We start from the raw sequence: 5,911 nt of genomic DNA, 5'->3' as shown, positions 1-5,911 counted from the left end.
CCCTCAAACGCGCCCAACACCGCAACTGGCCACCACCCCAACCAGCCACCGTCACGATCACCAAGCGAGACACGAATTAAGTCACCGGCATTGGGCCTAGGCCGGATTCGGCCGACCGCCGCAGGCTGCCGGTGCCGGATCCCCCGCCCGCACCCCTGGCAGGCATCCGGCACCGGCAGGGCGGGCGGCGGTGGCGACCTGATCGCGCTCATCCAGGACGAGTTGGGCCTGCCGGTCACCGAGGCCGACGCGGCGCTCCTCGCTCAGGACCGGCCAGACACACTCCCCTACGGCGTGCGCGGCCAGGACGTCGCCCGACCCGGGCGGATGCTGTTGGCGAAATGCGTGCTGCCGGGGGATCAGCAGGTGACCGGCACCGTTACGGTGGCGGTCGCCGGCGGCCAGCCCTGCCTCACGGTCTGGAGGGTGGCCGTCACGCTGGAGCCGCACGGGACGGTGCTCGCGACGTAGCCGACCGCGAGCCCGCCACGGGGCACGATGCCGGTGAGGTTCTCGGTTTCGAGAGGGACGCCGCCGGTGATGCCGAGGTTCAGGCTGTACGAGACGGACTGCGGGATCCAGTCGGAACGGGCAGGTGTCGAGTAGCCGGCGGCGGACACGAGGCCGCCGTCGACCGTGACGCAGACCTGGTTCCGGACGATGCCGACCGGGCCGTAGGCGCAGGTGGTCGCGGACGGAGTCGCGACCGTGCCCGTGGTCTGCGCGGTGGCCTGGGCGGCGCCCGCGACACCGAGCCCGGACAGTGCGGCACCGACCGCGAGGACCGCGACGAAACGCTTCATCAGAGTTCTCTCCTTCGAAAACCGACAGCAAGAGGAGCCGGGAAACGCATGTGATATGTCACGCTTCACATGTCGCATGCTTCCATGACGCCCCGCCCATCACCCCTGACCGGACCCAAATGCCGGGATGAGTACCGGATCTGACCCCCCGGTGGCTCAAATCCGCGCCGTGTCATCGGCACCCCGACCAGGCCCACGGCACGGCCGGCCGCCGCCCACCGGGATCACGGCATCGCGCTGCACGGCCCGTTGAAGTCCGTCACCTCCACGCAGGACCACGGCGAAGCCGCCCACGGACGGGACGCACGCCTGGTTCATGACACACCCCGGGCCCGCACCCGAACCTCCCACCTGGCAGCGCTTCGCCCCGCCGGATCACATCCGGCGGGGCGGAGTCGAGGACCCACACGCCATGTCGCCGACAGCATCCCGGGCGGTCCGGGGCCCGCTGGGCTAGGCTCGTTCGGCGCGGCGCGGGGCCGCGTGGTGCGGACGAAGAGGGGGAGCCCGTGATCGGCGAACTGCTGCCTGTTCCGGTGGTGGTCGAAGTGGCGTACGACGACTCGCCGGAGGCCCGGCTGGAGCCCGCCGAGGAGGCGGTGATCGCCAGGGCGGTGGAGACCCGGCGCCGGGAGTTCGCCACGGTGCGCCACTGCGCCCGTACCGCGCTCGGCCGCCTCGGTGTGCCGTACCGGCCACTGGTGCCGGGCCTGCGCGGTGCACCGAGCTGGCCCGCCGGGGTGGTCGGCAGCCTGACGCACTGCGCCGGGTTCCGCGCCGCCGCCGTGGCTCTGGCCCGTGACGTGGTCTCGCTCGGCATCGACGCCGAGCCCGCACAGCCGCTGCCCGCGGACGTGCTGGAGGCCGTCGCACTGCCGGGCGAGCAGGACCGGATATCCAAGCTGCTCGCCGACCACCCCCAACTTCCCTGGGACCGGCTGCTGTTCAGCGCCAAGGAGTCCGTCTACAAGACGTGGTTCCCACTCACCGGGCTCTTCCTGGACTTCCACGAGGCCGACCTCACGTTCCACCCGGACGGCACCTTCCGGGCCGAACTGCTGGTGCCGGGGCCGGTCGTGGACGGGCGGCGGATCGACGCCTTCGACGGCCGCTGGGCGGTGAGCCACGGCCTGCTCGCCACCGCGATCACCCTCCTGCCCGCCGGGCGCCCGTAGCGAGTCGCCGGACGGCCGCCGACGAGGCACCGACCAGGCGCCGCAACACTCCCGCAACGGCCATGGTACTGGTGAGCTCGCGTAATCAACTGTCGCGTATTCGCAGCCGCAGGAAGCCTGGTGGTGACTGTTCGTAGTTCTGGACGGATGCGGCTGGAGGACGGGGAGCTTCTTCTGTCGGGTCAGGAGGTCAGGAACTCGGCGAGCCCGTGTCGATGACGATCATCTTCTCCAGCGTGTACCTGTCCAGGTTCGGATGGTGCTCTTGCTGGCCAACCCGGATGCGGTGGAAGCGGAAGGTCCCGTTGGTGGTACTCGCGCTAACGATGCATCGGATCTGGAGCGGAGGTTCGACGGACCGCCCGAGATGGCAGATGTGCAAGGCCAGCGTGAGGCCCTGGGCCAGCAGTAGCCTTTGATCGGCCTCGGCGATGACGGGCTCGCCGTCATCCAGGACATCGACGGTCACGGGCACGAAATCCTCAAGGTGGAAGCTGTTGACGCTGCACTCCCACGCGGTGAGGTCGATGAAGCCTCCGGGTCCGGTGTCGCGCAGGTGACGGGCGGTATCGGTCAGCACCACGGCGTCCCCGTGGCGAGTGATGCCGTTGGCTGTGAGATCACGGAGGCCAGCTGTCAGTCCCTGTGGGGACTGTGTCGGTGCGAGTCCTGCCCATGCGCTGAGCAGGGCCGCCGCCGCATCGTTCATCTGCACTGTAAGCACGTGGGCAAGGATCCCTCAGGGGCTCAGGAAGACGGGAAGCAGGGCCGCTTTAACGGTCTTGGTGCTGGTGAGCTCGCCTATTCGGCTACCGTCAGTTCGCGGTGCTGTCCAGCCGGATGGTGACCGTAGGTGGTCGCCTGCGGTGTATCGGCTCCACGTCCCACCGGTCTCCTTAAGGAGGCGACTGGTGGTCTTGTCGTGGTAGCCGAGAGCATCCGCGACGACGGGGGCAGGAAGTTCAAGGAGTTGCTGTCGGATGGCGGCGCCGCGCGCGGCGGCGACCGGGATGCCGATCTCGCACAGGAGCGCGGGACAGGTGGTCTGGGCGGGCAGGCTGGCCTGCCCGCCGGCCGGGGAAGAGCCAGCGCGATGCCTGGTTAGTGGCGGTGTTCATGTTGTCGCGGCCTGCGATGTACTCCAGCAGCAGGGATGCGACTGGTACGGGGACGGGTGAGGCGGGTTCCCCGAGCCGCAGAAGCGTTGCTTCTCCGTCGTTGAGCACGTCGTCGACCGTCAACTGGACGATGCGGGTCAGGGGTTGAGCGTAGAGGAGAACGATGACGCCGGCGACACGAAGTCGCATCGGCGTACCAGGCGTCGAACCGCGCCCGGACCGCCATGGACCGCCTCCTGCGCGGCGAGATCCCGCCCGGAGGCCGATGCGACATCAAGACCCTCGCCAACGAAGCCGCCGTCGACCGCACCGCCTTCTACGGAGCCCGCCCCTATGCCCACCTGCGCGAAGAGTTCGAACGCCGACTCCAAGCCCTGCAACAGGCCGGAGAGGTCACCGACCCACAAGAGGCCCAGATCGCAGACCTGAAAGCTGAGGTCACGGCGTTGAAGGAACGCCTGGCCCGCTCCGCGGGCACTATCGACGAGCTCACCGACTTCCGGGCCCGGGCTCTCGCGAGGCTCGCCGCCCAGCACGAGGAGATCGTCCGCCTTCGCGGCACCGCCGACGCGGCCAGCCGCATCACCCGGCTTCCCACGGCTCGCACCATCACGATCGGCTCGAGCAGTTGACGCCGACCAGCAGCCGAGTCAGCCGCTGTTGCGGAAGACGAGCAGATAGCGCCAGAACAGGAGTCTGCGCAGAGTGAATCCGGGCAACAGCACCGCGGCCTCCTGCCGGATCTGGAACAGGGGCATGGTCGGCGGCGCCACCGGTGCCTTGGCCAGGCCACGTCCGGATCCGGCGGAGGTGGGGCGGATCTTGTCCATCACCGCAACCGCCAGCCTGGCAACGGCATTGGCGGGAACCGCCGCCAGGCTCCAGGCCCAGTCGACTCGCGTCTTCTCCGGATAGCAGCCGAGGACGACCAGGACCCCTCCGGGCGCAAGCGCGTCGCGCAGCGCGGCGACCGTGTCGAACGGCATGTGGTGGATGCTCGCCAGGCAGGAGATGAAGTCGTAGTGCCCCTTCGGCAACTCAAGCTCAGTCACGTCCCCGTGCTCGAACCTGGGCGCCCTGCCGCTGGCTATCCCCTCGGATAAGGCGCGGGCCGCCGCGATGGCCTCCTCCGAGGGGTCAACGGCGCGGACTTCGACGTCCAGGCTCGCAAGCCGACGGGCGAACCGGCCGGTCCCGCAGCCGACATCCAGCGCCGCATGACAGCTCTGCGGCATCTGACGCAGGAGCAGACGGTGGTAGTGGTCATTGTGATCAAACGGCATGACCCGACTCTGTCACAGCAGCTCCGCAGCGATCATCCTTCCAGCAGCGCGACCACAGCAGTGAACTGCATCACACTGGAGCCTTCGGAATGCCACACACCGCACCGCCAGCGTCGCGAACACGGCGTCGACGATGGACGTGCTCAATGACCACACGAAGCTATCCGCACACAGCCTCTGCGGACAGAAGGCACTGTTGCGCAATGTCGCTGCTGCAGGCCGGCGTCGACACCACGGTCATCGCGCTCTGGCTCGGCCACGCCGGCGTTCGCTCCACTGACGCCTACGTCCACGCCGACATGACCATCAAGGAACAGGCGCTGGCCCTCACCGCACCGGTCACCGCCCGGCCGGGCCGCTACCGGCCCACCGACAAGGTCCTCGCGTTCCTCGACCGCCTGTGACACCGATCAGCTGCACCCCAGGATGAAAGCCCGACGCCCGCTGTCAGTCCTCCCACGGCCACCGGCTGAAGTGCCACCATCGACCGCGCGGTGAAACGGTGTGTCTCAAGGCCGGATGATCGAGAATTCTGCTGCCCAAACGTCCGACGATACGGGCGAGCTCGCGCGCGGACTTCGAAGGCAAGGCATGCATGACGATCTCCAGGAGCTCCCGCCACTCGTCCGGCTCCGGCGGACAGCAGGACGGTTCACCACATCCCGTGCGAACGTCAGGCGAACGCTGCCGTGGAGTATGCGCCAGCTCACTCCACGCAGCCAGAGCCTTGCCCACGTCACCGGGCGCGAAGCGACTTCGCTCCAAGCGGATGATCTCGGCCTGCGCCGAGCCAGAAACCTGACCGACCTTCGAATATCGCCCACGCTCAACCGGGAAGCTTCGGCGGTCCGAGCGCAGGTCCGAAGGACGCGTACGCGGCATGGTCCTTTCGCTGCATTGTCATGGCACCAGTGTGTCAGAAGCCGGGCAGCCATTCGTCAGCAGGACCCCACGACTATGCGGAACGAGCATTCCCCTCACCGGTTGCGGCCAGCCACGCTGACACCCCGTTCGGCATAGTCGCGGTCTCGGCATAGGTCCAGCTATGCGGATATCCGCATAGCTGGACGAGTTCGGCTACCTCAACCTGGACCGCAAGGGCGCCAAGCTGCTGTTCCAGATCTTCACCGAGCGCGAGGAGCGCAAGGCCACTGCCGTCGCCACGAACTCACCCTTCACCGAGTGGGACAAAACCTTCGGCGACGCCCGCCTCTGCGCGGCCATCGCCGACCGGATCACCTTCCGCTGCACCCTGATCCAGACCGGCACCGAGTCCTACCGCTACCAGGCCACCCAGGAATCCCTCCTCACCGCTCAGAGCTGACAACCCGCCAGGCAGCACGAAGGACTGGCCCCCACTGATGGCTGGCTCTGAGCATAAGAAGCGGTTCTGGCTCAGAAGGCGTTGTCTTTCCGATAGTGACGGGTGCGTTTCCGCTGGTCAGGCATAGTGCCGGTGCCTCGGTGGCAGGGACGGGGTGTCATGTCGTCTCTTCGGTGGAGGTACCGGATGCCGTCGGTGATGGGGCTGC

7 protein-coding genes are annotated in these 5,911 nt (G+C 68.1%); 4 read left to right on the top strand and 3 right to left on the bottom strand.

Annotation, left to right across the window (positions count from 1 at the left end; genetic code table 11):
• Positions 1 to 359: 359 nt before the first annotated feature.
• Positions 360 to 803: a hypothetical protein gene (locus ACIQIB_RS39105; RefSeq protein ID WP_400650358.1), complete on the bottom strand. Its 444-nt coding sequence runs from the start codon at positions 801 to 803 to the stop codon at positions 360 to 362.
• 509 nt (positions 804 to 1,312) lie between these two features.
• Between ACIQIB_RS39105 and ACIQIB_RS39100 the strand changes: the two genes are divergently transcribed.
• Positions 1,313 to 1,978 carry a 4'-phosphopantetheinyl transferase gene (locus ACIQIB_RS39100; RefSeq protein ID WP_400764191.1) on the top strand — a complete coding sequence of 222 codons (666 nt, stop codon included), beginning with the start codon at positions 1,313 to 1,315 and terminating at the stop codon, positions 1,976 to 1,978.
• Positions 1,979 to 2,168: 190 nt separating this feature from the next.
• Here ACIQIB_RS39100 and ACIQIB_RS39095 read toward each other — a convergent pair whose 3' ends face one another.
• Positions 2,169 to 2,687 (bottom strand): hypothetical protein, encoded by a 519-nt coding sequence (locus tag ACIQIB_RS39095; protein WP_400764190.1) that lies wholly within the window; start codon positions 2,685 to 2,687, stop codon positions 2,169 to 2,171.
• A 633-nt stretch (positions 2,688 to 3,320) separates the two neighbouring features.
• Between ACIQIB_RS39095 and ACIQIB_RS39090 the strand changes: the two genes are divergently transcribed.
• Complete coding sequence (locus ACIQIB_RS39090) at positions 3,321 to 3,728, top strand: hypothetical protein (RefSeq protein WP_400764187.1); 408 nt, start codon at positions 3,321 to 3,323, stop codon at positions 3,726 to 3,728.
• Positions 3,729 to 3,746: 18 nt separating this feature from the next.
• Here ACIQIB_RS39090 and ACIQIB_RS39085 read toward each other — a convergent pair whose 3' ends face one another.
• A complete protein-coding gene (locus tag ACIQIB_RS39085) occupies positions 3,747 to 4,379 on the bottom strand; it encodes a class I SAM-dependent methyltransferase (RefSeq protein WP_400764185.1) in 633 nt (210 codons plus the stop codon).
• Between the two features lie 89 nt (positions 4,380 to 4,468).
• Here ACIQIB_RS39085 and ACIQIB_RS39080 point away from each other — a divergent pair, with 89 nt between their 5' ends.
• Together ACIQIB_RS39080 and ACIQIB_RS39075 are read left to right on the top strand one after the other, a co-directional pair.
• Positions 4,469 to 4,783 (top strand): tyrosine-type recombinase/integrase, encoded by a 315-nt coding sequence (locus tag ACIQIB_RS39080; protein WP_400764183.1) that lies wholly within the window; start codon positions 4,469 to 4,471, stop codon positions 4,781 to 4,783.
• A 659-nt stretch (positions 4,784 to 5,442) separates the two neighbouring features.
• Positions 5,443 to 5,703 carry an ATP-binding protein gene (locus ACIQIB_RS39075; protein ID WP_363615078.1) on the top strand — a complete coding sequence of 87 codons (261 nt, stop codon included), beginning with the start codon at positions 5,443 to 5,445 and terminating at the stop codon, positions 5,701 to 5,703.
• Positions 5,704 to 5,911: the final 208 nt, after the last annotated feature.

It is taken from the genome of Kitasatospora sp. NPDC092286, from assembly GCF_044755565.1.
Taxonomy (GTDB): domain Bacteria; phylum Actinomycetota; class Actinomycetes; order Streptomycetales; family Streptomycetaceae; genus Kitasatospora.
Note: the sequence above shows the minus strand (reverse complement) of the source record. Positions and strands in the feature narration are given on the sequence as shown.

Coding starts and splice junctions, on each gene's coding strand:
- ACIQIB_RS39085 (WP_400764185.1), bottom strand. CDS start 4,379: ATGCCGTTTGATCACAATGACCACTACCACCGTCTGCTCCTGCGTCAG.
- ACIQIB_RS39080 (WP_400764183.1), top strand. CDS start 4,469: ATGCCACACACCGCACCGCCAGCGTCGCGAACACGGCGTCGACGATGG.
- ACIQIB_RS39105 (WP_400650358.1), bottom strand. CDS start 803: ATGAAGCGTTTCGTCGCGGTCCTCGCGGTCGGTGCCGCACTGTCCGGG.
- ACIQIB_RS39090 (WP_400764187.1), top strand. CDS start 3,321: ATGGACCGCCTCCTGCGCGGCGAGATCCCGCCCGGAGGCCGATGCGAC.
- ACIQIB_RS39095 (WP_400764190.1), bottom strand. CDS start 2,687: ATGAACGATGCGGCGGCGGCCCTGCTCAGCGCATGGGCAGGACTCGCA.